Here is a 24,092-nt window from a genome sequence, read left to right on the forward strand (position 1 = left end):
CGCACTTCGCGCGGCGTCACAAGCCGTCGCTCACCGTCATGAAAGGCGCGCGGGGAATACGGGTGAAAGTAGGCTGTTTGCACCCCTGCACGGCATCCACAGCACCCGATGCCTCGGCCTGCGAAAGGACATCCCCGCAATGCTGCGCCGCACTGCTCTCGCCACGAGCGCGCTCCTGATCGGAGCGCTGCTGTTGACCTCCTGCTCCGGCTCCGACAACGCCCCCGGCCCGAACACCACCGGAGAGGCGAACCCGAACGCCACGCTCACGGTGGGTCTGTCCCTGGAGCCGTCGAACCTCGACATCCGCCACACGAGCGGGGCCGCACTCGAGCAGGCCCTCATCGACAACGTGTACCAGGGACTCGTGACCCGCGACGGCGACGAGAACAACGCGATCATCCCCGCCCTGGCCACCGACTGGACCATCTCCCCCGACGGGCTGACGTACACGTTCACGCTCCGCCAGGGCGTGACCTTCCACGACGGCAGCGCCCTCACCGCCGACGACGTCGTCACCTCGCTCCAGACGGCGAAGGACGACGCGACGGTGCAGAGCAGCGCCGACCTGGCGAACGTGGCATCCATCTCCTCCCCCGACGCGTCGACCGTCGTCCTCACCCTCGCGACGCCGAACATCGACTTCCTCTTCACGCTCACCGGCCGGGCCGGCCTCGTCTTCAAGAAGGACGACACGACCGACTTCCTCACGGCCACCAACGGCACGGGCCCGTTCACGGTCTCGTCGTGGAACACCGGCCAGAGCCTCACGCTCTCGCGCTACGACGGGTACTGGGGCGACAAGGCCGGTGTCGCCGAGGTCGTGCTCGACTACATCCCCGACCGCAGCGCCGCCGTGAACGCGGCCGTCGCCGGAGAGCTGGACGCGGCGCTCGAACTGGATCCCGAACTGCGCAGTCAGGTGGAGGGCACCGGCGCCTTCACCATCGAGTCGGGCCTGACCACCGACAAGGCCACGCTGGCGTTCAACAACCAGCGCGCCCCCCTCAACGACCAGCGCGTGCGCGAAGCGCTGCGTCTGGCGATCGACCACGACGCCCTCATCCAGACCGTGATCACGGCGCAGACGCTCAACGGCCCGATCCCGCCGCTGGACCCCGGGTACGAAGACCTCACCGGCAGCGTCTCGTACAACCCCGACCGCGCACGCGAACTGCTCGCCGAGGCCGGGGCCGAGAACCTCGACCTGACGCTGACGATCCCGAACGTCTATCCGAACTCGATTCCCACTTTCCTCGTGTCATCGTTCGCCGACGTGGGCGTCAAGCTGCAGGTCGATCAGGTCGACTTCTCGACGTGGCTGACCGACGTGTACACCAACCACGACTACGACCTGAGCTTCGTGCGCCACGTCGAGGCGCGCGACTTCGGCAACTGGGCGAACCCCTCGTACTACTTCGGTTTCGACAACGCCGAGGTGCAGAACCTGTACGCGCAGGCGCTCGCGACCACCGACGAGCAGCAGTCGTCCGACCTGCTCGCCGAGGCCGCCCGCATCGTGGACGATCAGGATGCCGCCGACTGGCTGTTCCTGTCGACCCCGCTGACAGCGGTCGGCACCGACGTCGCGAACTTCCCCCAGAACTCCCTCAACGTGCGCCTGCCGCTCGCGGGTGTGACGGTCTCGTCGGAGTGATCCGCTATGCGCTGACACGGCTGGGCCTGCTCGTCCTGGGCCTGGCCGTGGCCAGCGCGCTGATCTTCCTCGCGCTCCGGGTCCTCCCCGGCGACGTCGCCCAGCTGGTCGGCGGAACACAGGCCACCCCCGAACAGGTCGAGGCGCTGCGCGAGAGCCTCGGTCTGAACGTCCCGCTCTGGCAGCAGTACCTCGGGTGGATCGGCGGTCTGTTCCGCGGCGACCTCGGGACCTCGCTGCTCACCGGCACGTCCGTCGCGACCGAACTGGTCGACAAGGCGCAGGTCACCGTGCCCCTCGCGGCGATGTCGCTGACGGTCGCGCTCGTCGTCGGCATCCCGCTCGGCATCCTCTCCGCGCTCGGGCGCCACCGCGCCGGCGGAACCGCGCTCAGCGTCGCAGCGCAGGCGCTGGCCGCCGTCCCCGTGGTCTGGGCGGGCATGATGCTCGTCGTCGTCTTCGCGGTGTGGCTGGGGTGGCTTCCCCCGCAGGGTTTCCCCCGGGCCGGCTGGAACGACCCGGGTGCGGCCGTACGGGCGCTGATCCTGCCCGCGCTGACGATCGGCGTCGTCGAGGGCGCGATGCTCCTGCGCTTCGTGCGAAGCGCGACCCTGCAGGCGATCGGTCAGGACTACGTCCGCACCGCCGCCGCGAAAGGCCTCACCCGCACGCGCGCGCTGCTGCGCCACGGACTGCCCAACGTCGGCCTTTCGATCATCACCGTCCTCGGGGTGCAGATCGCCGGCATCATCGTGGGCGCCGTCGTGATCGAGCAGCTGTTCACCCTTCCCGGCGTGGGGCGCATGCTCGTCGCCGACGTCGCAGCGCGTGACCTGCCGAAGGTCCAGGGAGAGCTCCTCGCGCTGACCGGCTTCGTGCTCGTCGTCGGCTTCGTCGTCGACCTCGTGCACCGCCTCATCGACCCCCGACAGCGGGAGGCCGCGTGAGCACCCTGAAGCGCCTGTGGAGCCTGAGCACCGGCCGATTCGGCATCCTGATCGTCGTTCTCCTCGTCGTCGTGGCACTGGTATCGCTCGTCTGGACGCCTTTCGACCCCGGTGCCGTCGACGCCCGCGCGCGCTGGGCGGATCCGTCGTGGCCGCACGTGCTGGGCACCGACAACAACGGACGCGACATCGCGAGTCTGCTCATGGCGGGAACGCGCACCACGATCGCGGTCGCCGTGGGCGCCGGGGTCGTCGCCACCGTGCTGGGTCTCGCCCTCGCGGCGCTCGGCTCGCTCGCGACGCGCTGGGTGCGCGAGAGCGTGGCGGTGCTCGTCGACATCCTCATCGCCTTCCCCGTCCTGCTCATCGCGATGATGATCTCCGCGGTCTGGGGTGGCTCGCTGGCCGTGGTGATCTGGGCCGTCGGAATCGGATTCGGCGTCAACATCGCGCGTGTCACGCGCCCCGAGCTGCGCCGCGTCCTCCAGAGCGACTTCGTGCTCGCGGGCCGGGCGAGCGGGCTCACCTCGTGGCAGAACCTCACCCGGCACCTGCTGCCGAACGTCGCGCCCGTCTTCATCGTGCAGTTGTCGTGGGGCATGGCGGTGGCGGTGCTCGCCGAGGCCGGCCTGTCGTACCTCGGCTTCGGCGCCCCCGTGACCCAGCCGTCGTGGGGCGTGCTGCTGAGCGACCTGCAGAGATACATCGCGGTGCACCCGCTGACCGTCATCTGGCCGGGGCTCGCGATCACCTTCACCGTGCTCGGACTCAACCTCCTCGGCGACGCCCTGCGCGAAGCCGCCGATCCCACGCTCGCCGAGCGCGCGCCCTCCGCCCGCATCCACGTTCCGGGGGTGGTCGCGTGAGCCTTCTCGTGCAGGACCTTCGGATCGACATCGGTGGGCGCACCGTGGTCGACGGGGTGTCGTTCGAGGTGCCCGACGGTGCCCGCGTCGGACTCATCGGCGAATCGGGCTCGGGGAAGTCGCTCACGGCCCTGGCCGTGCTGGGGCTGCTCCCCGACGGCGCACGCGCCACGGGGAGCGTGCGCTGGAACGGGCGCGAGATCCTCGGCCTCCCCGACCGCGAGCTCGCGGCGCTGCGCGGCGACGACGTCGGCATGGTCTTCCAGGAGCCGCGCACGGCCCTCAACCCCCTCCGGACAGTGGGGCGGCAGATCGGCGAGTCCGTCCGGATCCACGAGGGGGTGTCGCGGCGGGAGGCACTCCGCCGCGCGGTGATCGAGGCCGGGCGCGTCGCCCTGCCCGACCCCGAGCGGATCGTCTCGCGCTACCCGCACCAGCTCTCCGGGGGCCAGCGTCAGCGCGTCGCGATCGCGATGGCGCTCGCGTGCCGCCCCCGCCTGCTCATCGCCGACGAGCCGACCACCGCGCTCGACGTGACCATCCAGGCCGGGGTGCTGTCGCTCTTGCGAGAGCTGGTCCAGGATGCCGGCATGTCGCTCGTCTTCATCACGCACGACCTCGCGGTCCTCGCGCAGGTCGCGACGCACGCGGTCGTCCTCGAGCACGGCCGCGTGGTCGAGGAGGGCGCGGTGAGCGACCTGTTGAGCGCGCCCGCGTCGCCCATCACGCGCGCCCTGCTGCGGGACGCGACGGCGACGCTGTGGCATCCGCAGACCCCCTCTTCGAAGGCCGCGACCTCGGACTCGGGAGAGGAGGCCCCGTGACGAACACGCTGATCCACGCGCGCGGTCTGACGCGCAGCTACCCCGCGCCCCGCCGTGGCCTCGGCCGGCCCGAGCGCACGGTCGGTCTCGACGACGTCGACCTGTCCGTGCTCGCGGGTTCCGCGGTCGGCATCATCGGGGAGTCGGGATCGGGCAAATCCACCCTCGTGCGGCTCCTCCTCGGGCTCGACGTTCCCTCGTCGGGCACGGTCGAGGTCGATGGTCGCGCGGTGGACGCGCGCGGCTCGGCTCGGTCGCTGCACTGGCTCCGCCGCACGACCGGGATCGTGTTCCAAGACCCCTACGCCTCGCTCGACCCGCGGATGAGCATCGGACGCATCGTGGGCGAGCCGCTGTGGGCGCTCGGAATCGAGGGCGATCGCCGCGCCCGGGTGCGGGAGGTTCTGGAGCAGGTGGGTCTCGACGCCGATATGGTCACGCGCTTCCCGCACGAGTTCTCGGGCGGCCAGCGCCAACGCATCGCGCTCGCGCGGGCCATCGTGCACCGACCGCGCATCCTCGTCGGCGACGAGCCTCTGTCGGCGCTCGACGTGACGGTGCGGGCGCAGATCCTGCGTCTGGTCGCGCGCCTGCGGGACGAAGAGGATCTGACCCTCGTGCTGGTCTCGCACGACATCGGCGTGGTGCAGAACGTCTGCGACCAGGTCGTGGTGATGAAGGACGGCAGGATCGTCGAACAGGGACCCACCGAGAAGGTGCTGCTGCAGCCCCAGGCCGCGTACACGCGGCAGCTCCTGGCATCCATCCCCACGCTGCCGCGCGGGTAGACGACAGGGCGAGGGATTCCCGAGAGGGCGGAATCCCCCGGGAACGTCCATCCGCCGGATGTCGGAGGTCGCACCGAGGAGCCATCGAAGCCTGAGCTCGGCGGGGCGGCCCTCCGATCAGGGGCTACGTCACCTTGTGCACGGTCGTGGTCGTGTCGCTGGCTGGTGCGCCGTCGACGGTCGTGGGAAGGAGGCGAGCGAGGGAGCGGCCGTCGCTGTCGAGCAGCACCGAGTGATCTTCGTGGGGCAGGAAGGCGTGGCGTTCGCCCCACTGGCGCAGGCCGACGATGACAGGGAACAAGTCGTGGCCGGCATCGGTGAGCAGGTACTCCTGCCGCTTGCCGGACGGCGCGGCCTGTCGGGTGAGGATGCCGGAGGCGACGAGCTTGCGAAGCCGGTCGGTGAGGATGTTGCGCGCGATGCCGGTGCGCCTCTGGAGCTCGGTGAACGAACGCGCCCCGTCCATGGCGTCGCGGATCACAAGCAGCGTCCACTTGTCGCCGACCACGTCCACGGTCCGGGCTACGGGACAGTCCGGGTCGGTCCATCCGGGTTTCGGTGATCGCGCCGTGCCCTCGATCATGCGACCCCTCCCGATTCGGTTGCGATTCGAGACCATTCTGCCGTAGCCTCATGCGAGTTGCAATGTGCTACCGATTGGAGCGGGCATGAGCGTCGGTCATCGGCTCCTCCTTGCGGTCGCGTGCGGGATCGCGGTGTCGAGCATCTATGTCGCGCAGCCGATGCTCGATTCGATGAGTCGCGGGCTGGGTATCGACGCGGGGGCGTCGGGTGGGCTCGTCGCGGTGGGGCAGATCGGGTACGTCGCGGGCCTGATCCTCCTCGTCCCGCTCGGTGATGTCCTCGATCGGCGCCGCGTGATCGCGGTGCAGCTCGCGCTCACCGGCGTGGGCATGTTCATCACCTCTGTCGCCACCGAGGCGTGGGTGGCGTTCGCCGGGCTCGCTCTGGCAGGGGTGTTCGCGGTGGTCGTGCAGACCGCTGTCGCCTACACCGCTGCGGTGTCGCCTGCGAGCGAGCGAGGCCGCAACATCGGCGTCGTGACCTCGGGGGTGGTGATCGGCATCCTGGGCGGTCGCTTCCTGGCCGGAGCGTTGACGCAAGCCTGGGACTGGCAGAGCGTCTACCTCATCCTCGGCCTGCTCGCCGCCGCGGTGGCGGTGATCGCCTTCGTGGGCCTCCCCGCCGATGTCCGCGAGAACCACTCGCCCTCGTATGGTCGGGCGCTTCGCTCGCTCGTCGCTCTGACCGGGGAACGGGTGTTCTGGTCGCGGGGTCTGATCGCGTTCTTCGTGTTCGCGTCGTTCGGCACCCTGTGGAGCGGCATGGCGCTGCCGCTTCATGCGTCACCGTGGCACCTGAGCGAAACACAGGTCGGCCTGTTCGGGCTGGCCGGGTTGGCCGGTGCACTCGGTGCGGCACGCGCCGGTTCGTGGGCGGATGCCGGGCACGTCCGCCGAGTGAGCGGGATCGCGCTCGTGCTGCTCGCCGGGTCCTGGGTCCTGATCGGACAGTTGCCGTGGTCGTTGTGGCTGCTCGTCGCGGGTGTCGTAGTGCTCGACTTCGCCGTGCAAGCCGTGCACGTCGGCAACCAGCATCTGCTCACCTCGACCTTCCCGGAACGGTCGAGTGCCGTCGTCGGGGGCTACATGGTCTTCTACTCGCTCGGTTCCGCCCTCGGGGCGATAGCGAGCACCGCCCTCTACGTCGCCGCTGGATGGAGCGCGCCCAGCGTCCTCGGCGCAGTCTTCGCCGCCTGCGCATTCATCGTGTGGGGCGCAGGCCGCCCCAGAAACATCACCGAAGCACGACAAAGAACTCAGAAGAAGGAGAGCGCCCCATGAGCAGCCACGAACCCCACCATGGACTCGACGCCGCGACCGAGGCCGCTCTCATCGCAGACGCGGACGGGCGTGCCCAGCGATATCTCACCGGGATCGGCACCCGGCGCGTCTTCCCCGACAGTGCCGCCATCGACGCGGTCCGATCCCTCGATGCTCCGTTCGATGAAACAGGGTGGGCTCCGAGCGAGACGCTTCGTGCGCTCGACGAGGTAGGCGGAGCTGCGACCGTCGCGTCGAACGATCCCCGCTACTTCGGATTCGTCATCGGTGCGACGCTTCCCATCGCCGCAGCCGCCGACCGGCTGGTCCTCGCCTGGGACCAAGCCGCGTCCTCGTTCGACAACTCTCCCGCCGCGCATCTCCTCGAACGCCACGCCGCCAGGCTCGTCCTCGATGCGCTCGACCTGCCCCGCGACGCGGGCGTAGGCTTCTCCACCAGCGCCACCGCGGGAACCCTCACCGCTCTGGTCACCGCCAGGCGGGTGCTGCTGAGCCGGCACGGGTGGGACGTCGACCGCCGCGGGCTCTCTGGTGCCCCCGACGTGCGGGTCGTCGTCTCCGAGCTCGCGCACATCACCGTCCTCAAAGCACTCCGGCTGCTGGGATTCGGGCTCGACAACCTCCACCGCGCTCCCGTTGACGAACACGGCCGCATCATTGCCGACATGCTGCCGGAACTGGACGATCGCACCATCCTGATCCTGCAAGCGGGAGAGGTGAACACCGGAGAATCCGACCCGTTCATCACCCTCGTCCCTGCCGCGCAGAGGGCCGGCGCCTGGGTACACGTCGACGGCGCCTTCGGGCTCTGGGCGCGCGCCTCGCGCACACATCAGCACCTCGTCGCGGGCGTCGACCAGGCAGACAGTTGGACGACCGACGCGCACAAGTGGTTGAACACGCCCTACGACGCCGCGATCCACATCGTCCGCGACAGCACGCATCTCGCTGATGCCCTCAACGCCGATGCCGCGTACTCCACCGCCACGGCGGACGCGCAGAAGAACCTCACTCTCGAGTTCTCCCGCAGGCCTCGCGGCATCCCCACCTGGGCGGCGCTACGCACCCTCGGCCGTACCGGGCTGGCGGGTCTGATCGACAGCCGAATCGCCCTCGCCCAACACGCCGCCAACGGTCTCCGCGAAGCCGGGTACAGCGTCCTCAACCGCGTCGTGCTCAACCAAGTCCTCGCCCGCGGCGACGACGCTGAGCAGACGGCCAGAGCGCGCGAACACGTCCAGAACTCGGGTGAAGCATGGTTCGGCGGCACGACCTGGCAGGGCCAGCCCGCATTCCGTATCTCCCTCTCATCCTGGCGCACCGAACAGGAACACGTCGATGCGCTCCTTGCCACCCTCGCTGGCGCAAAGCAGTGAACAGCCACCGAGACGATGCCGGTGCGGGAACTCCGGGAACCGTCACCGTGGCGGCCCCTGCTCCCGCCCCGCCCTCCTCGTCTCACGAGAGGCAGGTGCGGCTCGCCGCGCTTCGCGCGATAACCGCACCGGAGGCGTGAGCCGCCGCGACACTCTCACGCTGTGGACAAGGGATGCCGCGATGTCGGAGGTCGGCGCTAACCTCGGCGCATGATCCCCGGCATCGTTCCCCCGTTCCTGCTCGATCGACTCGCCTCCACCGACGATCCGCGTCTGGCGCGTGCCGCCGCCGCCGCGCGGAAGACGCTGGCGATGCCGCGTCCCCCGCGCCCCACCCGCACCCGGCTGCGCCTGTCGATCGACGGAGACGCGCTCGTCGCCGAGGCCGTGCCTGCTCCCGACCGCATCATCTCCGACGCGCAGAACTCCGAGAACCTGCCCGGGCGACGCGTGCGCAGCGAAGACGAGCCGCCCACGGGCGACGATGCCGTCGACGAGGCCTACGACGGGCTCGGCGCCACCTACGACTTCTTCTGGGATGCGTTCTCGCGCGACGGCATCGACGCGACCGGCGGATCCCTGCTCGCGACCGTGCACTACGGCGACGATTACGACAACGCGTTCTGGAACGGGGAGCGCATGGTCTTCGGCGACGGCGACGGCGTCGTGTTCGTGGGGTTCACGCGCTCGCTCAGCGTCATCGCGCACGAGCTCGGCCACGGGGTGACCGAGGCCGCCGGGGGCCTCGAGTACCAGGGACAGTCGGGCGCGCTGAACGAATCGCTGTCCGACGTGTTCGGTGCTCTCGCCGAGCAGCACCACCTCGGCCAGCGCGCCGACGAGGCATCGTGGCTGATCGGCGCGGGCATCTTCGCCGATGACGTGCAGGGCGACGCACTGCGGTCGATGAAGGCCCCGGGCACCGCGTACGACGACGACGTTCTCGGGAAAGACCCGCAGCCGGGACACATGCGTGACTACGTCGTCACCGATGACGACAGCGGGGGCGTGCACATCAACTCCGGAATCCCGAACCGCGCCTTCTTCCTCGCCGCGACGGAGCTCGGCGGCTACGCCTGGGAGCGGGCCGGACTCATCTGGTATCGCACGATCACCGCGGGCACGCTCTCGCCCACGGCCGACTTCCCCGCGTTCGCCCGTGCCACCCTCGTCGCCGCGGCCAGCGAGTACGGTGAGGAGTCGGAGGAGGTCGCCGCCGTCCGCGCCGCGTGGGCCGGGGTCGGCGTCGAGGAGGATGCCGCAGCCTGAGACCGCGAACGACGAGCGCTTCGCGATCGTCGTCGTGCGCTCGGGCGGCATCGCCGGGCTGTCGAAGCAGTGGCGGGCCGAACCCGATCCCGAACGGGCCCCGCACTGGCGGGAGCTCGTCGACAGCTGCCCCTGGGACGCTCCCCTCGCACCGGCGTCCGGCGCCGACCGTTACCACTGGCGCATCGAGGTGCGGCGAGGCGACGCCGCGGTTCGCCAGGCCCGCTTGACGGACGGTCAGATCGCGGGCCCGTGGCGCACGCTCGTCGACGAGGTGCGCCAGGCCGCGTCGCCGGGGTCCCGCGCGCGCTGAGACGATGCCGGGTTCTGCACCTCCGCCGAGCGGGCAAAAGGGGACAGAGCCCCACGGCGACACCGGCTGCAGCATCCGGGCGCCGCATTTTCGGGGTTCGGCCTGGTGGGGCGCTGCAGCCGATTTCCTTCACCGCGCCGAGCCCACACCACTCACCGATTGCGACGTCCGGGGTGGCTCCCCCACCTCCGCGATCGTGTGGCCGCTGCATGTGCCGGCGAGGAGCGAGGCCCGTTCGATCCGCGTCAGGTCGAACCATCGCATGCCATCGCGCAGGCGGCACCACCCGATGAGGAACCATCGACCTCCTCTGGACGCGAACAGCACAGGTTCGACATCGCGAGTGGTCGTCTGACCCACAGCGGACGTGTACCTCAGCCGGACAACCCGTTGGTCTGCCAGTGCCTCCTCGAGCGCCGACCGCACCGCGCGCGACGCGGACGCGGGAGCATCGACCCACACGCGCCCGGCGAGCTCTTCCGCCCGCGCCCGTGTACGGGGATCGACGACATCGAGGATCTTCGCCACCCCCGCGCGCGCCAGATCGTTGTACGGCGCGTCGGGATTCGCGGCGACCGCCGCCAGGAGGGCGACCGCCTGCGCGGGTGACAGGGTGACCGGCGGGAGAGACGAGCCCACCGCGAGTCCGTACCCGCCGCCCGGACCGGGACGCGACCAGACCGGCGCGCCGCTGCGCTCGAGCGCTGCGAGATCGCGCTTCACCGTCCGAACCGAGACGGAGAACTCGCGCGCCATCTTCTCGGCCGAACACCCGCGAGCGCCGTGACGACGCAGCATCTCCGTCAAGGCGTGCAGTCGCTCCGCGCGCTTCATCGGCCGCCCCCTCGAACATTCATGACAGAAATAGTGACATACCGCCGCCCGGACCCCCCTCGAAGCTGTGTTCATGAACACCACCACCGGAACCTCGCCCCTCGTCCTCCTCGCCGGCCATTGGCTCGGTGCCTGGGCCTGGGACGATGTCGTCGCCCATCTCCCCTCCACGCGTTCCGTGGCCCTGACGCTGCCGGGTCTCGACCCCGATGATCGCGACCGCACGAGCAGGACAATCTACGACCAGGCCGACGCCATCGTCGATCTCCTCGAGAGCCTCGACGCGCCGGCTGTCCTCGTCGCGCACAGCGGCGCCAACGCTCCCGTCAGCGTCACGCTGGATCGGCATCCCGAGCTCGTCCACCGGGTCGTCTGGGTCGACTCGGGCCCCTGGAACGGAAAGGCGTTCGCGCCCGACCTTCCGGCACAAGTAAGGGACCTGCCTCTCCCGCCGTTCGAGGCCCTCGCGCAGCAGGCGAGCCTCGAGGGGCTGACCACCGAACAGCTCGAGCGGTTCCGCGACCGCGCCGTCACCGAACCGGCCCCGGTCCTCCGCCAGGCCGTGAATCTGAGCAACGAGGCCCGACACCACGTCCCGACGACCCTCGTGTGTTGTTCGCTCCCGAGCGCCCAGGTGCATGAACTCGCGGGAACGGGCCATCCGATGTTCGCCGACGTCGCCCGGCTCACGCGCACGGAGTCGGTGGATCTCCCCACCGGGCACTGGCCGATGTGGTCCCGCCCGCGCGACCTCGCCGAGGTGCTCCTCGCGGCCGCACGCCAAGACTGAGAAGCGGGCGAAACTCCTGAGACACCGGACCTCGACCATCGCGCGGGGGAAGAACAGGCATCCGGCGGCCGACAACTCAGGAGTTTCGCCCGCCTCACGCGGCATCCGGACCCGGCATCCGGACGCGGCATCCAGGTGCGCGCTCGTGCCACCGTCCCCCGGAGCAGGGCGCCCGCGTCAGCCGAAGAGCTTGCGCCGCTTCTTCTTCGACGGGATGCTCTTCTGCAGGTACACGACCCCGAGCCAGCGGCCGAACTTGAAACCCACGCGACCCATGCGCCCCACCTCGGTGAACCCGAGCTTCTCATGCAGTGCGATCGACGCGTCGGCGCCTTTGTCGCTGATCGCGGCGACCATCTCGCGGATGCCGAGCTCCTGACACGCGGCGATGAGGGCCTCCAGCATCGCGCGGCCGAGCCCCTTCCCCGCGGCCGCCTGGCCGAGGTAGATGGAATTCTCGACGGTGTACCGGTAGGCCGACTTCGACTGCCAGGGCTGTACGAGGGCGTACCCGAGGATCTGCCCGCTCGGAGACTGCGCGACGAGGAAGGGCAGGCCCAGGCGCTTGAGCGTGGCGTACTTGTCACGCCACTTCGCGATCGACCAGGCCTTCTCATCGAAGGTGACGACCGAGTTACGCACGTAGTAGTTGTAGATCTCCCGGATATCGGGGATGTCGGCTTCGGTGGCGGGACGGATCACGTACGAGAACGGCCGCTCGGGCTCGGGCGCGCGGCGCAGATGCGCGGGCAAACGCCGACGGCTCTTCTCGTACTCCTCTTCCAGCACGCACGCCACTTTACGCACGACCCGGTTTCGGGCGTGTGTCCTCGGACCGCGCGCGGCGACGTCAGGACGGAACACGCCAATCGACGGGGTCGGCGCCCTGCTCGACGAGGAGCGCGTTGACGCGCGAGAACGGCTTGGACCCGAAGAAGCCGCGGCTCGCCGACAGTGGCGAGGGGTGCGCCGACGACACGATCGCGGTGTCGCCGAGCAGGGGCCGGAGGTTCATGGCATCCCTCCCCCACAGCACCGCCACCAGCGGCGACGTGCGCGCGACGAGGCAGCGGATGGCGTGCTCGGTCACGCGCTCCCAGCCCCATCCGCGGTGGGACGCCGGGGCACCCGGGGCGACGGTCAGCACCCTGTTCAGCAGCATGACGCCCTGCGCGCCCCAGGCCGACAGGTCGCCGTGCGGCGCGGGGTCGATGCCGAGGTCGTCGGAGAGCTCGCGGTAGATGTTCGACAGGCTCCGCGGCAGCGGACGCACGTGAGGGTCAACGGCGAACGACAGCCCGATGGGGTGGCCCGGAGTGGGGTACGGGTCCTGGCCCACGATGAGCACGCGGACCGCCTCGAGCGGGGTCCGGAAGGCGCGCAGGACGAGGTCGCCCGCCGGCAGGTACGGCTTCCCCTCACTACGCAGGCGTTCCCCCAGCGCGGCGATGTCCGCGGCGACCGGAGCGAGCGGCTCCACCCACGACGCGTGGATGAGCCCCGCGTCCGCGAGCTCGGCGAGGGACTTCGCCGTCACGCCGCGTCTTCTTCGTGGACCGACCCCTGGAACGACCAGGGGAAGTCGATCCACAGATCGGTGTCCTTCCACGAGTAATCGGGGGTGATGATCGTCGACGGCTTCGTGTAGATCACCGCTGAGCGCGCCTCGGCCCCGTGGCGCGCGAGGAGCGTGACGGCCAGGTCGAGGGTGCGGCCGCTGTCGGCGACGTCGTCGACGAGGAGCACACGCCGCCCGCTCAGGTACGACAGGTCGAGGGCGGGCGGGAGCACTTCGGGAGCGTCGAGCACCGTGCCCACGCCGGTGTAGAACTCCACGTTCAGGGCACCGCAGTTCTTCACGCCGAGGCCGTACGCGATGGCGCCGCCGGGGAGCAGACCGCCGCGCGCGATCGCCACGACCACCTCGGGCTCGAAGCCGTCGGCCACGATCTCCCGGGAGATGTCGCGGGTCGCCGCTCCGAAGTCGTCCCAGCTCAACCGTTCGCGCTCGTCCGTCACACCGGACTCCTCTCCTCGACTGCTCTCACCCTAGGGCGTCGGCAGGACGCCGTCGTGCCGGGTCAGTGCCTCGGCCCCGCGTCACCCATACCCCGCCCCCCCCTGTCGCCCGGGCGGCGCCCGCACCGCCGCGCGGGCGGGCAATACCTTCCCGGATGCCGGACTCGGGCGGTGCTATCGTCGCGCCATGTCACGCGTCTCCGGCGCGGTCGGCCGGATGCGCGGCTCCGCGCTCGGGGTCACCGCGGGCCTCATCGGCTGGTTCGTGCTGGTGGAGCTCGCCAGCGGCATCCTGCAGGGGTTCTACGTGCCACTGCTCCCCGACATCGTCGTGCACCTCGGCATCCGCGATGCCGATGTGAACTGGTTCGAGGCCGCCCAGCTGCTGCTGTCGGCGCTCGTGCTGCCGGTGCTCGCCAAACTCGGCGACATGTTCGGGCACAAGCGCATCCTGCTGTTCTCGGCGATCGCGACGGCGGCGGCGAGTTGGTGGCTCGTCTTCGCCGACTCGTTCACGACGTTCTTGCTGGCGTGGGCGCTGCAAGGGTTCTACGTCGTGTGGCTCCCGCTGGAGATCGCCCTCATCTTCGACCGGGGTCGCCGCCAGAAGAGGGGCGTCTCGCAGACACGCCGCGCCGCGGGACTTCTGGTGGTGGGGCTGCAGGTCGGGGCCATCGCCGGAGCGCTCGCCGCCGGGCGCCTGTTCGCGGCGACCGGCGGGGACCTGCGCCTCTCTCTCGCGGTGCCCGCCATCGTCGTCACGCTGGTGTGCCTGGTCATCTGGTGGGGCGTGCCCGAATCGGAGCCGTCCTCCGGCCAGCGACGCCTGGACACCGGTGGTTTCGTCATCCTGGCGGCGGCGCTGCTCTGCGTCACCGGTGCCCTCTCGTTCGTCCGTCTGCCCGACGGTCCCGGTCCGGCGGTGATCGTCGGGCTGCTCATCGCGGGTGTCGTGCTCGGTGTCGTCTTCGTTCTGTTCGAACTGCGTCAGCCCGACCCGGCCGTCGACATCCGCGTGCTGCGCCGCCCCGAGATGTGGCCGGTGCAGGTGACGGCGTTCCTCGTGGGTCTCAGCCTGCTCGGAGCGCAGGGGCCGCTGGCAACGTATGCCGGCACCGACCGCGCGCTCGGCTACGGACTCGGGCTCGACGCCTCGGGACGCTCCAACATCATCGGCGTCTACCTCGTCTCGCTGATCGCGGGCGCGGTGCTGTTCGCCGTGACGTCGCGTCGCGCCAACCCCCGAGTGACGTTGATCGTGGCCGCCACTCTCGTGGGCGTCGGCTACGCGCTGCTCCTCCCCCTCCACGTCGAGCTCTGGCAGGTGCTGCTGTGCCTGAGCATCGCCGGCCTCGGGTCGGGCGCACTCGTGGCGGCGATGCCCGCCGCCGCCGCGGCCGCGGCTCCGCGCGGACAGACGGGTGTGGCGTCAGCCTTGACCAACACCACCAAGACGATCGGCGGCACCATGTCGTCGGCGGTGTTCGGTGTGGTGCTCGCGGGCGGAGCGGGAGCGGTCGTGGCCGAGACCGCGGCGCCGCTGTCGGGGTACCTGACGGTGTGGATCATCTGCGCGGCCGGCGGGTTCGTCGCGGCCGTGCTGCTCGTGTTCGTGCCGAAGGTGGCGTTCGCCGACACGGCGGAAGAGGAAGCGGCGGCCGGCGCCGGGCGCGGCGTCGTGGCCTGAGACCGGCGGGGAACGATGCCCGGGGGCTGAGACCGCCGGGCGCGGCGTCGTGGCCTGAGCCCGCGGCGCGAGGCCCCGTGGTCCACGGGTCACGGAGGAGGGATCACGACAACAGCTTGCCGAGCACGAGGCCGCCGATCAGGAACGCCGCCAGGGCGATGAGCGAGAGCCACGCGAAGAACGTCCACGACGTGCGCAGACGGCGACCCGCGGGTGCCACGTCGACGTCGCCCGCGTCGATGCTCAAGCCGTCCGTCAGGGCCGCGTCGGTCGACTCGACGCGATCGTCGCGCCACCGCTCCCACCGGTCGATCTTCGCCGCGAACGCGTCAGCGGTGCGTGTGACCTCGATCCAGCGCTCGGGATCGGTGGTGACGACGTCGCGCGGGTTCACGAGCAAGAGGGTGTCGTCGACGATCTCGATGTCCCACCCCCCTGCCCCGTCGATGGCGCGCGACATCACGTCGGGGGTGAACAGGTAGAGGGCGTCCTGCTCGTAGCCGGCAGGGCAGTACAGCTCGAAATGCTCGTCGAAGTCGCCTTCGAGCGACAGCCGCTGCGCGGCATCGGGTATGTACCCCATGGAGAACCGTCGCGTGCCGCGATCCGTCGCGCGCAGCACGATGTGCGGCAGCGGCCGGCCCAGCCGAATGGCGATCCATCCGCCGAAATGACCGTACGTGAAGCCGATTGAGAATCGGCGCACCTCGTAGTCGGCCCACTCGACCCCCCGTCCGGTGCGCGTCTGCATCCGCATGATGCGCGCCGCGGTATGGCCCGCACGGTCGCGCCATGCGCGCAGGGTTCCTGATCGTGGACCGGGGATGTACTCCATCGCATTGTCGTCCGCGAAACGCGTCAGCGTCCAATGTGTGCGCGGCGACGTGCGGCGCTGGTTCGTGCGCACGAGGAGCCACACCGAGAAGACCAGGACACCCGCCGAGCCGAGGAGCAGCATGGCTCTCCCGAACAGCTGGTCGGGAGCCGCCCAGCCGGTCGTCCGGAGCTCGTCGATGACGCCCGCCCCCAGGCCGAGCACGAGCAGGGAGCAGGAGGTCGTGAGGATGAGCGCGAGCCGACGGCGCCCGCGATTCTCCGGGTCACGGACTCGCGGCACCTCCTTCTGCAGCTCCGCCCAGAAGGCGCGGACCTCACCGGGGTGCGGTCTCGCGTGGAGGGCGTCGAGATTCAGGGTGCGTGCGCCGTGAGCCGGCTCGGCCTGGGGGACAGCGGGCGCGCCGGCGACGGCCATCGACGACGCCGCAGCGGCCGGCGCCGAGCGCGTCGGTCGAGGGGAGGCGTGGTCGGGAATCTCTCGACCGTCGTGCGAGGGCCCCCGCCGCGCCGGACGGTCGCGGGTCACGATCACGCCGGCGGCGGCCGGCGCCGCGCCGCTCCCGTCGTCGCGGAACGAGGGCGCGAGGGCTGCGACGGCCGCGTCCGCGGTCTCGAGGAGTCGCGACCACTCGGCGGGATCGATCGTGACGACGGCGGCCCGACGGATCAGCAGGATCGCGGTGCCGCTCGTCTCGATCTGCCAGCCCTCTCCGATCAGCCGACGCAGACCGGGCGTGAAGAATTCCCGCGCGGCATCCGCGTCGTCAGGGGCGCAGAACAGCACCGCGGCATGATCGCCGTCGCCGATCACCGCGTTCCGAGCGACCAACCGGGGTTCGGGCAGCGACGCGGTCGCCTCATCGATGGGCCGCAGCACCAGGTCGGGTGCCGGACGTGCCAGCCCGATCCCGATCATCCCCACCCGCTGCACGCTCGTGTAGGCGCTGCTCATCCGGTCGCGGAGCTCGAGATCGGCCCACGCGCGCGACGGCCGCACCCCTGCCCGCGACCGGACCGCGCCCAGAACCGTCACCTCGCCGGGACGCCGCCCCCAGCCCGGGACGTACCCGGTCGCGGCACCCGGTTCATAGACCAGCCCGTTGGCGTCCGCGAAATGCGCGAGCGCCCAGTGCCGGCGGAGGCGGGACCGGCCGCGGACGAGACGCACCGAGATCCACAACAGGAAAAGAAACAGGATGCCGAGCACGATGGCGCTCGGCATGGCCCGCCCGATGGCGTCTGCGCGGTACGGACTCGCCCCCGCGGCGTAGGCGATGATCCCGGAGATCACAAGGGCCGCGAGCACCCCGACGACCGCCGTCGATCCCACGGCGATGACGCGCAGAGCCAGAGACGGCCCTCCGCCCACCTGCGGATGTTCGGCGACGAATCCCGTCCAGAAGCGCCGCACCTCGCTCCCGCGCGGCCGCACGCGCAACGCGTCGGGGTCCACCGCCCGTCCGCCCCCCGCGGTCACGGCTCAGCCCTGCGTGTCTCGCACGCGCAAGGGCCCGCGCGCGAGCAGGTGCTGCGCCGACTGCGCGACCGGACGCACCGTGACGAGGTCGAGGTTGACGTGACCCGGCGCCCCGAGGGCGTACGCGATGACGTCGGCGACGTCGTCGGCCACGAGCGGCGCCTCGACGCCCTCGTACAGCTTGTCGGCGGCATCCTGATCCCCGCCGAGACGGTTGAGGGTGAACTCTTCGGTGCGCACCATGCCCGGCGCGATCTCGATGACCCGCAGCGGCTCCCCGTTCAGCTCCTGACGCAGGGCGTGCACGAGCATCGACTCTCCGGCCTTCGCCGCGTTGTAGCCGCCCCCGCCCGGGTACGCGTTCTGCGCGGCCGTCGAGGTGACGAACAACAGGTCGGCGTGGCCGGCAGCGTCGGCAGCGCGCCGGAGCACCGGCAGGAGGGATGCCACGAGCCGCTGCGACGCGAGCACGTTGGCCTCGAACATCCAGCGCCAGTCCTCGGGATCGCCGTCCTCGACGCGGTCGCTGCCGCGCGCTCCCCCGGCGACCTGCACGAGGGCGTCGACGCCGCCCGTCTCGTCGAGCCAGGCGGCGAGCGCCGCGACGTCGTCGGCGTCGGTCAGGTCGGCGGCGCGGGCCACCACACCCGTCTCGGCCTCGAGGGCGGCGAGCCGGTCGGCGCGGCGGGCGACGCCCACGACGTCCCATCCCCGCGCACGCAGCAGTCGCGCCGTCGCCTCTCCGATACCCGAACTGGCCCCGGTCACCACTGCGCGTCGCGTCATGGCATCCACGCTACCCGTGCCGTTCCTCCCGGCGGTCACCAGGGTGTTACGGCCCGTGACCCCCGGTGTTGTCGGGCGTCGGAGGCGGTGTCTACGCTCGCATCAGGCCACGGCGACCGCCTCGGCCACCAGAGCAGAGGAGTAGCCATGTCGGCACCCGAGAACTGGCGTTTCGAGACCAAGCAGATCCACACGGGCGCTCAGCCGGATCCGGTCACCAAGGCGCGCGCCACGCCCATCTACCAGACCACCTCGTACGTGTTCGACAACGCCGACCACGCGGCGAACCTCTTCGCGCTGGCGGAGTTCGGCAACATCTACACCCGCATCCAGAACCCCACGCAAGACGTCGTCGAGCAGCGCGTCGCCGGCCTCGAGGGCGGCACCGGCGCCCTCCTCGTCGCCAGTGGCCAGGCGGCTGAGACGTTCGCCGTGCTCAACATCGCGCAGGCGGGCGACCACATCGTGTCGTCGAGCTCGATCTACGGCGGCACGTACAACCTGTTCAAGTACACCCTCGCCAAGCTCGGCATCGAGACGACGTTCGTCGAGAACCAGGACGACCCCGAAGAGTGGCGCGCCGCTGTCCGCCCGAACACGAAGCTGTTCTTCGCCGAGACGATCGGCAACCCCAAGATCAACGTGCTCGACATCCGCACGGTCGCCGATGTCGCCCACGACGCCGGCGTGCCCCTCATCGTCGACAACACGATCGCCACGCCCTACCTCATCCGTCCGTTCGAGCACGGCGCCGACATCGTCGTTCACTCCGCCACGAAGTTCCTCGGCGGCCACGGCACGGTCATCGGCGGCGTCATCGTCGACGGCGGCCGGTTCCCCTGGTCGGAGTACTCCGAGCGCTTCCCGGGTCTGACCACGCCCGACCCCTCGTACCACGGCGCGGTCTACACGCAGGCGGTCGGCGACGCTCTCGCCTACGTCATCAAGGCGCGCGTGCAGCTGCTGCGCGACCTGGGTGCCTCGATCGCCCCGCAGAGCGCGTGGCAGCTCATCCAGGGCATCGAGACCCTGTCGCTGCGCATCGAGCGCCACGTGCAGAACGCGCAGGAGATCGCGGAGTGGCTCGAGTCGCACCCCGATGTCGCGAGCGTGAACTACTCCGGCCTGCCCACCTCGCCCTGGTACGCCGCGGCGAACAACTACGCCCCGAAGGGCGTCGGTGCAGTCCTGTCGTTCGAGCTCAAGGGCGGCGTCGAAGCGGGCCGCGAGTTCGTCAACTCGCTCAGCCTGTTCAGCCACCTCGCCAACATCGGTGACGTGCGCTCGCTCGTCATCCACCCGGCCTCGACGACGCACTCGCAGCTCACGCCCGAGCAGCAGCTGACCGCCGGCGTCACGCCCGGTCTCGTGCGCCTGTCGGTGGGTCTCGAGAACATCGACGACCTCAAGGCGGACCTCGACCAGGCCCTCGCCGCCGCGCGTCGCCTGTCGGAGGCCGCGCGCGCCTGAGCCTCGTCTCGACGGAACGCCCCGACCTGCGTCGGGGCGTTTCGCGTTCGTGGGCGTGGGGCCGTGACGAGCGGAGGATCAGGGACGAAGGGAGCACCCTCGACGCGGAGGCGTCCTCCCTCCGCCCCTGATCCTCCACTCACCCCGCGCCCGAGCCCGCCGCCTCCACTTGCCCCACACCCCGGCCCGCGCCCGCACCCGCGCCCGCGCCCTCCACTCACCCCGCGCCCGCGCCCGCGCGAGCGCCGAAGCGGGCGGATTCCCGGAGGATACGCCGGAGGCCGTGACATCCTCCCCAGGCTCCCCGGAGTCGTTCGCTAGATCTTCTGCCGTGGGCGGAGGCTGCCCAGTCCCCCGTCGACGCCCAGCACCTGCCCGGTCATCCACGCGTTCTCTGGTGAGAGCAGGAACTCGATCGCGCGAGCCACGTCGTCGGGCTCGCCGAGCCGCCCGAGCGGGTGCATCGCCTCGGAGACCGTGCGCGAGGTGTCGCTCGAGGTCAGCTTGGCGGTCAGCCGCGTCTGCACCAGCCCCGGGGCGACAGCGTTGACGCGCAGGGCGCGCGCGGCGTAGCTCGCCGCCGCCGACAGCGTCAGACCGATCACGCCGGCTTTCGCGGCGGCGATCGCGTCGTGGTTCGGCAACCCGGCCAGAGCCGCCGCCGACGAGACGAGCACGACCGCGCCCCCGTGGCGCATGTGCGCGCCGGCCGCCCGGACCGCCGCGAAGGCCGTGGTGAGCGACGCCGCGATCAGCCCGTCGTACTGCTCGCGCGAGGTCAGATGCGCGGGTTTGAGAAGCATCGATCCCGCGAACACCGCGATGCCGTCGACCGGACCCGCCTCGCGCACCACGCGATCGACGGCGTCGAAGTCGGTGGCATCCAAGACGAAATCCGGGTCGATGACCGAAGAGTCGCGGGCCGCCGTCAGGACGCGGTGCCCCGCATCGCGCAGTCGCGTCGTGGTCGCACGCCCGATGTCGCTCGAGGCCGCGATGAGGAGGAAGGTCGCCATGCGGCGATCATCCCCGCCGCCGCCACGGGCGAGCGGGGGCTGGACAACGCCGTCAGCCGGTGGTGAGCGCCGCGCGCAGCTTCTCGTTCTCGGCGAGCCAGTCGGGGTCGTCTTCCCACAGATCGGCGAGTTCGCCCTCGTCGGATGTCGCGACAGCGAGCGCCGACACGGCGAGCGCCACCAGCTCGGGCGACGGGGGCGACACCCGCCCGACGAAAGCCTCCACGCTCTCGGCGGAGTCCGGCACCCGGCCCAGAGCGCGCCACGACCTCCGCCGCGGCGATCGCCGTCACCGCGTCGTCGGAGTCGAGCTCGGACGGCGCGGCCTCGGCCGCGACGTGCAGCGCCTCGCTCACGAGCGACCAATCACCCGCGTCGTCGAGCTCGTACGCCCAGTCGGCGGCGCTGTCGTTCCCGAACGGTTCTGCGCTCCACGTACCCATACGCCGCATCGTAGACCGCGCCTCCGACATCGCCGTAACACTCCGGTCAGGCCCGACCGGACCGGAGAGAATGGATGCCATGGACTGGCAGATCTCCGAAGACACGGTGCCCTCGGCGCCGATCACGGAGGCCGATGCCCGTTCGCTGCTCGGCCGGCCGCCCGCGACCGGCGCCTGGCGCGACGGCGACCCCGTCGGCGACCGCCGTTTCGCCGCCTTCGGCCCGTTCGCGACGGAGAACGGCGAGTCCCTTCCCGCGTTCCGTCTCGCGTACGAATCCTGGGGCGAGCTCTCCCCCGCACGCGACAACGCCGTGCTGATCCTGCACGCCCTCACCGGCGACAGCCACGTGCGCGGCGCCGCCGGCCCCGGCCACCCGACGGCCGGCTGGTGGAGCGATCTCGTGGGCCCGGGGGCCGCGATCGACACCGACCGGTGGTTCGTCGTCGCTCCCAACATGCTCGGCGGATGCCAGGGCTCCACGGGACCCGCCAGCATTGCGCCCGACGGGTACGAGTGGGCATCGCGGTTCCCGTACCTGACGATCCGCGATCAGGTGCGCGCCCAGGCACAGCTGGCCGACGCTCTCGGCATCGGCCGGTGGGCCGCGGTCATCGGCGGGTCGATGGGCGGAATGCACGCCCTGGAATGGGCGGTCGGACACCCCGATCGCGTCCAGCGCGCGGCGATCCTGTCGGCGCCGCCGATCACCACCGCCGACCAGATCGCCCTCAACTCGGTGCAGCTCGACACGATCCGCATGGATCCCCGCTTCGCCGCCGGCGAGTATTACGACTCCGGTGACGGCGACGGTCCGCACCGCGGACTCGCGCTGGCTCGCCGCATGGCGCTGCTGAACTACCGCAGCCCCACCGAACTCAACCAACGCTTCCAGCGGTCGTGGCAGTCGGGAGTGAGCCCCCTCGGGCGCGGCGGGCGGTTCGCGGTCGAGTCGTATCTCGACTTCCACGGCAACAAGTTCACGCGTCGTTTCGATGCGAACAGCTATCTCACGCTCGTCGAGGCGATGAACTCCCACGATGTGGGCCGCGATCGCGACGGGGTCGAAGACGCGCTCCGCCGCGTCACCGCGACGACGCTCGTCCTGGGAATCGACAGCGACCGTCTCTTCCCCATCGACGGACAGCACCGCATCGCCCGGGGCATCCCGCACACCCTCGACGGCGACGAGGCGGTCGTGCTCTCCAGCGACTTCGGTCACGACGGCTTCCTCATCGAGACCGCCGCCGTCGCGCACCACCTCCGCCGTCTCCTCGCGACCTGACGGTTGCGGATGCCAGGAGGCCTGGCATCCGTCGCCCTCCCGGTTCGCTCTGCCGCGCGCCCGCTGCGCGCGTCGCACACCTCAGACTCGGTGCGCGGGCGAGGCCGGGCGCCCACGAGCACGTCGAGTGTCCAGAACACCCGGACGTGGCGCGAGCAGCTTCCGGGTGTTCTGGACACTCAGCGGGGGGCACAGCGGCGCAGGCGGCGCGTCAGCCCTGGGTCGGGATCGAACCGGTGATCGCGGTGCGCGCGGCCTCGGCCGCCGGCATCCGGTGCTCGGGATGACGACCGGAGCGGTCCTCGACGCGATACGCCACGAAGGCGACGACGAGTCCGCCCAGCGCCAGCACGGCCCCCACCCACGCCGGCGCCACGAGACCGAGGCCCGCGGCGATCGCGAGACCGCCGAGGAATGCCCCCAGGCTGTTACCGATGTTCAGCGCCGAGTGGTTCAGCGCGGCGGCGATGGACTGGTTGTCTTCGGCGACGTCCATCAGGCGGGTCTGGATGCCGGGGCTCAGGGCCGCACCGCAGAAGGCGACGAGGAAGGCGAAGAGCGTGAGGCTCACGATCCAGCCCGCGGTGAGAGCGAGGCCGACCGAGGCGACACCGAGCGCGAGGAGACCGGCCCGCAGCCAGAACCGCAGGTCTTTGTCGGCCAGGGTGCCGCCGACCACGTTGCCGATCGTCATGCCGACGCCGACGAGCACCAGCACCAGCGACACGGCCCACTCGGGCTGTCCGGCGACGTCGGTGATCATCGGGGCGATGTAGCTGTACATCGCGAAGAACCCGCCGAAGCCGACGGCGCCGATGCCGAGCGCGAACCACACCTGGCCGATGCGGAACACCCGGAGCTCGTCGCGCAGGCGGCGACCGGGCGAGCCGGGATGCTTCGGCACGAACAACGCGATGCAGATCGTGGCGAGCAGGAAGATTCCGGTCACCACGGCGAAGGCCGCGCGCCAGCCGACCTGCTGGCCCAGGAGCGTGCCCAGCGGTACGCCGACGACGTTCGCGATCGTGAGACCCGTGAGGACGAAGGCGACACCCTTCGCGCGGTTGCCGGGACCCAGAGCGTCGGCGGCGACGAGCGCCCCGATGCCGAAGTACGCGCCGTGCGGGAGTCCGGCGAGGAATCGCGAGACGGCGACGAGCTCGAACGTCGGCGCGATCACGGTCAACAGCGTGAAGAACGCCAGCGCCGCCGCGAGCACGATCATCACGCGGTGCCGGGGGAAGCGGGCGACCGACCCCGCGATCGTCGGCGCCCCGATGACCACACCGAGGGCGTACAGCGAGACGAGCCAGCCGGCCTGCGCGATCGCGTCGTCGGGAGACGCCGCCCAGACGGTGGGCACGAGTTCTCGCGCGATGTTGGGCAGAAGGCCCATCACCACGAACTCGGTCATGCCGATGCCGAAACTGCCGATGGCGAGAGAAAGGAGCGCCCGCATCGCCGCACCTCTCGAGGTCGTCGAAGAGGTCACCCGTCGATCGTAATGGGCGCGCAAGGCACTGTCGAATCGTTTCGAGAACGC

Annotated in this window: 23 protein-coding genes; 13 read left to right on the plus strand and 10 right to left on the minus strand. The window is 70.8% G+C overall.

From position 1 onward, the window contains the following. The first annotated feature begins 139 nt into the window (after positions 1-139). Genes PIR02_00300 through PIR02_00320 form a run of 5 tightly spaced genes read left to right on the plus strand, consistent with a single transcriptional unit; the run spans position 140 to position 5,082 of the window. Positions 140-1,657: an ABC transporter substrate-binding protein gene (locus PIR02_00300; GenBank protein WZH37115.1), complete on the plus strand. Its 1,518-nt coding sequence runs from the start codon at positions 140-142 to the stop codon at positions 1,655-1,657. Then, positions 1,654-2,604, plus strand: coding sequence for an ABC transporter permease (locus PIR02_00305; protein ID WZH37116.1), 951 nt, complete (start codon positions 1,654-1,656; stop codon positions 2,602-2,604). The genes PIR02_00300 and PIR02_00305 overlap by 4 nt, the downstream gene beginning before the upstream one ends. Continuing rightward, on the plus strand, positions 2,601-3,470 hold the full coding sequence (locus PIR02_00310) for an ABC transporter permease (GenBank protein ID WZH37117.1): 870 nt from the start codon (positions 2,601-2,603) through the stop codon (positions 3,468-3,470). Before PIR02_00305 ends, PIR02_00310 begins: the two co-directional genes overlap by 4 nt. Next, positions 3,467-4,294 (plus strand): ABC transporter ATP-binding protein, encoded by an 828-nt coding sequence (locus PIR02_00315; protein ID WZH37118.1) that lies wholly within the window; start codon positions 3,467-3,469, stop codon positions 4,292-4,294. The genes PIR02_00310 and PIR02_00315 overlap by 4 nt, the downstream gene beginning before the upstream one ends. After that, positions 4,291-5,082, plus strand: a complete 792-nt coding sequence (locus PIR02_00320; GenBank protein ID WZH37119.1) for an ATP-binding cassette domain-containing protein — start codon at positions 4,291-4,293, stop codon at positions 5,080-5,082. Before PIR02_00315 ends, PIR02_00320 begins: the two co-directional genes overlap by 4 nt. A gap of 124 nt (positions 5,083-5,206) precedes the next feature. On the opposite strand, the gene PIR02_00325 is transcribed toward PIR02_00320, so the two are convergent. Continuing rightward, complete coding sequence (locus PIR02_00325; GenBank protein ID WZH37120.1) at positions 5,207-5,596, minus strand: helix-turn-helix domain-containing protein; 390 nt, start codon at positions 5,594-5,596, stop codon at positions 5,207-5,209. Positions 5,597-5,750: 154 nt separating this feature from the next. On the opposite strand from PIR02_00325, the gene PIR02_00330 reads away from it, so the two are divergent. The 4 genes from PIR02_00330 to PIR02_00345 all read left to right on the plus strand — a co-directional run bounded on the left by PIR02_00330 (position 5,751) and on the right by PIR02_00345 (position 9,905). After that, positions 5,751-6,947, plus strand: coding sequence for an MFS transporter (locus PIR02_00330; GenBank protein WZH37121.1), 1,197 nt, complete (start codon positions 5,751-5,753; stop codon positions 6,945-6,947). Then, complete coding sequence (locus PIR02_00335) at positions 6,944-8,323, plus strand: pyridoxal-dependent decarboxylase (GenBank protein ID WZH37122.1); 1,380 nt, start codon at positions 6,944-6,946, stop codon at positions 8,321-8,323. The genes PIR02_00330 and PIR02_00335 overlap by 4 nt, the downstream gene beginning before the upstream one ends. 210 nt (positions 8,324-8,533) lie before the next feature. Then, positions 8,534-9,592, plus strand: a complete 1,059-nt coding sequence (locus PIR02_00340; GenBank protein ID WZH37123.1) for a M4 family metallopeptidase — start codon at positions 8,534-8,536, stop codon at positions 9,590-9,592. Beyond that, positions 9,579-9,905, plus strand: a complete 327-nt coding sequence (locus tag PIR02_00345) for a hypothetical protein (GenBank protein ID WZH37124.1) — start codon at positions 9,579-9,581, stop codon at positions 9,903-9,905. Before PIR02_00340 ends, PIR02_00345 begins: the two co-directional genes overlap by 14 nt. Before the next feature lie 129 nt (positions 9,906-10,034). Here PIR02_00345 and PIR02_00350 read toward each other — a convergent pair whose 3' ends face one another. Continuing rightward, a complete protein-coding gene (locus PIR02_00350; protein ID WZH37125.1) occupies positions 10,035-10,739 on the minus strand; it encodes a WYL domain-containing protein in 705 nt (234 codons plus the stop codon). Positions 10,740-10,812: 73 nt separating this feature from the next. Here PIR02_00350 and PIR02_00355 point away from each other — a divergent pair, with 73 nt between their 5' ends. Further along, the gene (locus PIR02_00355) at positions 10,813-11,529 is read left to right on the plus strand and encodes an alpha/beta hydrolase (protein ID WZH37126.1); all 717 of its coding nucleotides are present in this window, start codon (positions 10,813-10,815) and stop codon (positions 11,527-11,529) included. A 177-nt stretch (positions 11,530-11,706) separates the two neighbouring features. On the opposite strand, the gene PIR02_00360 is transcribed toward PIR02_00355, so the two are convergent. The 3 genes from PIR02_00360 to PIR02_00370 form a co-directional block, all read right to left on the minus strand. Further along, positions 11,707-12,318, minus strand: coding sequence for a GNAT family N-acetyltransferase (locus PIR02_00360; protein ID WZH37127.1), 612 nt, complete (start codon positions 12,316-12,318; stop codon positions 11,707-11,709). Between the two features lie 61 nt (positions 12,319-12,379). Then, complete coding sequence (locus tag PIR02_00365) at positions 12,380-13,066, minus strand: uracil-DNA glycosylase (protein ID WZH37128.1); 687 nt, start codon at positions 13,064-13,066, stop codon at positions 12,380-12,382. After that, positions 13,063-13,548 (minus strand): phosphoribosyltransferase, encoded by a 486-nt coding sequence (locus PIR02_00370; GenBank protein ID WZH37129.1) that lies wholly within the window; start codon positions 13,546-13,548, stop codon positions 13,063-13,065. The genes PIR02_00365 and PIR02_00370 overlap by 4 nt, the downstream gene beginning before the upstream one ends. 187 nt (positions 13,549-13,735) lie before the next feature. Here PIR02_00370 and PIR02_00375 point away from each other — a divergent pair, with 187 nt between their 5' ends. Next, a complete protein-coding gene (locus PIR02_00375) occupies positions 13,736-15,235 on the plus strand; it encodes an MFS transporter (protein ID WZH37130.1) in 1,500 nt (499 codons plus the stop codon). A 103-nt stretch (positions 15,236-15,338) separates the two neighbouring features. Here PIR02_00375 and PIR02_00380 read toward each other — a convergent pair whose 3' ends face one another. Beyond that, a complete protein-coding gene (locus PIR02_00380; GenBank protein ID WZH37131.1) occupies positions 15,339-17,525 on the minus strand; it encodes a hypothetical protein in 2,187 nt (728 codons plus the stop codon). 27 nt (positions 17,526-17,552) lie between these two features. Then, positions 17,553-18,335, minus strand: a complete 783-nt coding sequence (locus tag PIR02_00385; protein ID WZH37132.1) for an SDR family oxidoreductase — start codon at positions 18,333-18,335, stop codon at positions 17,553-17,555. Positions 18,336-18,482: 147 nt separating this feature from the next. On the opposite strand from PIR02_00385, the gene PIR02_00390 reads away from it, so the two are divergent. Beyond that, positions 18,483-19,805: a bifunctional o-acetylhomoserine/o-acetylserine sulfhydrylase gene (locus PIR02_00390; protein WZH37133.1), complete on the plus strand. Its 1,323-nt coding sequence runs from the start codon at positions 18,483-18,485 to the stop codon at positions 19,803-19,805. Positions 19,806-20,122: 317 nt separating this feature from the next. Here the strand turns inward: PIR02_00390 and PIR02_00395 are convergent, their stop codons facing one another. Continuing rightward, positions 20,123-20,821 carry an SDR family oxidoreductase gene (locus PIR02_00395; GenBank protein ID WZH37134.1) on the minus strand — a complete coding sequence of 233 codons (699 nt, stop codon included), beginning with the start codon at positions 20,819-20,821 and terminating at the stop codon, positions 20,123-20,125. Positions 20,822-20,873: 52 nt separating this feature from the next. After that, positions 20,874-21,068, minus strand: a complete 195-nt coding sequence (locus PIR02_00400; GenBank protein WZH37135.1) for a DUF4259 domain-containing protein — start codon at positions 21,066-21,068, stop codon at positions 20,874-20,876. 275 nt (positions 21,069-21,343) lie between these two features. Here PIR02_00400 and PIR02_00405 point away from each other — a divergent pair, with 275 nt between their 5' ends. Continuing rightward, complete coding sequence (locus tag PIR02_00405; protein WZH37136.1) at positions 21,344-22,549, plus strand: homoserine O-acetyltransferase; 1,206 nt, start codon at positions 21,344-21,346, stop codon at positions 22,547-22,549. Between the two features lie 211 nt (positions 22,550-22,760). On the opposite strand, the gene PIR02_00410 is transcribed toward PIR02_00405, so the two are convergent. Beyond that, on the minus strand, positions 22,761-24,041 hold the full coding sequence (locus PIR02_00410) for an MFS transporter (protein WZH37137.1): 1,281 nt from the start codon (positions 24,039-24,041) through the stop codon (positions 22,761-22,763). Between the last annotated feature and the right edge of the window lie 51 nt (positions 24,042-24,092).

Origin of the sequence: Microbacterium enclense (assembly GCA_038182865.1) — a bacterium.
Taxonomy (GTDB): Bacteria; Actinomycetota; Actinomycetes; order Actinomycetales; family Microbacteriaceae; genus Microbacterium; species Microbacterium enclense_B.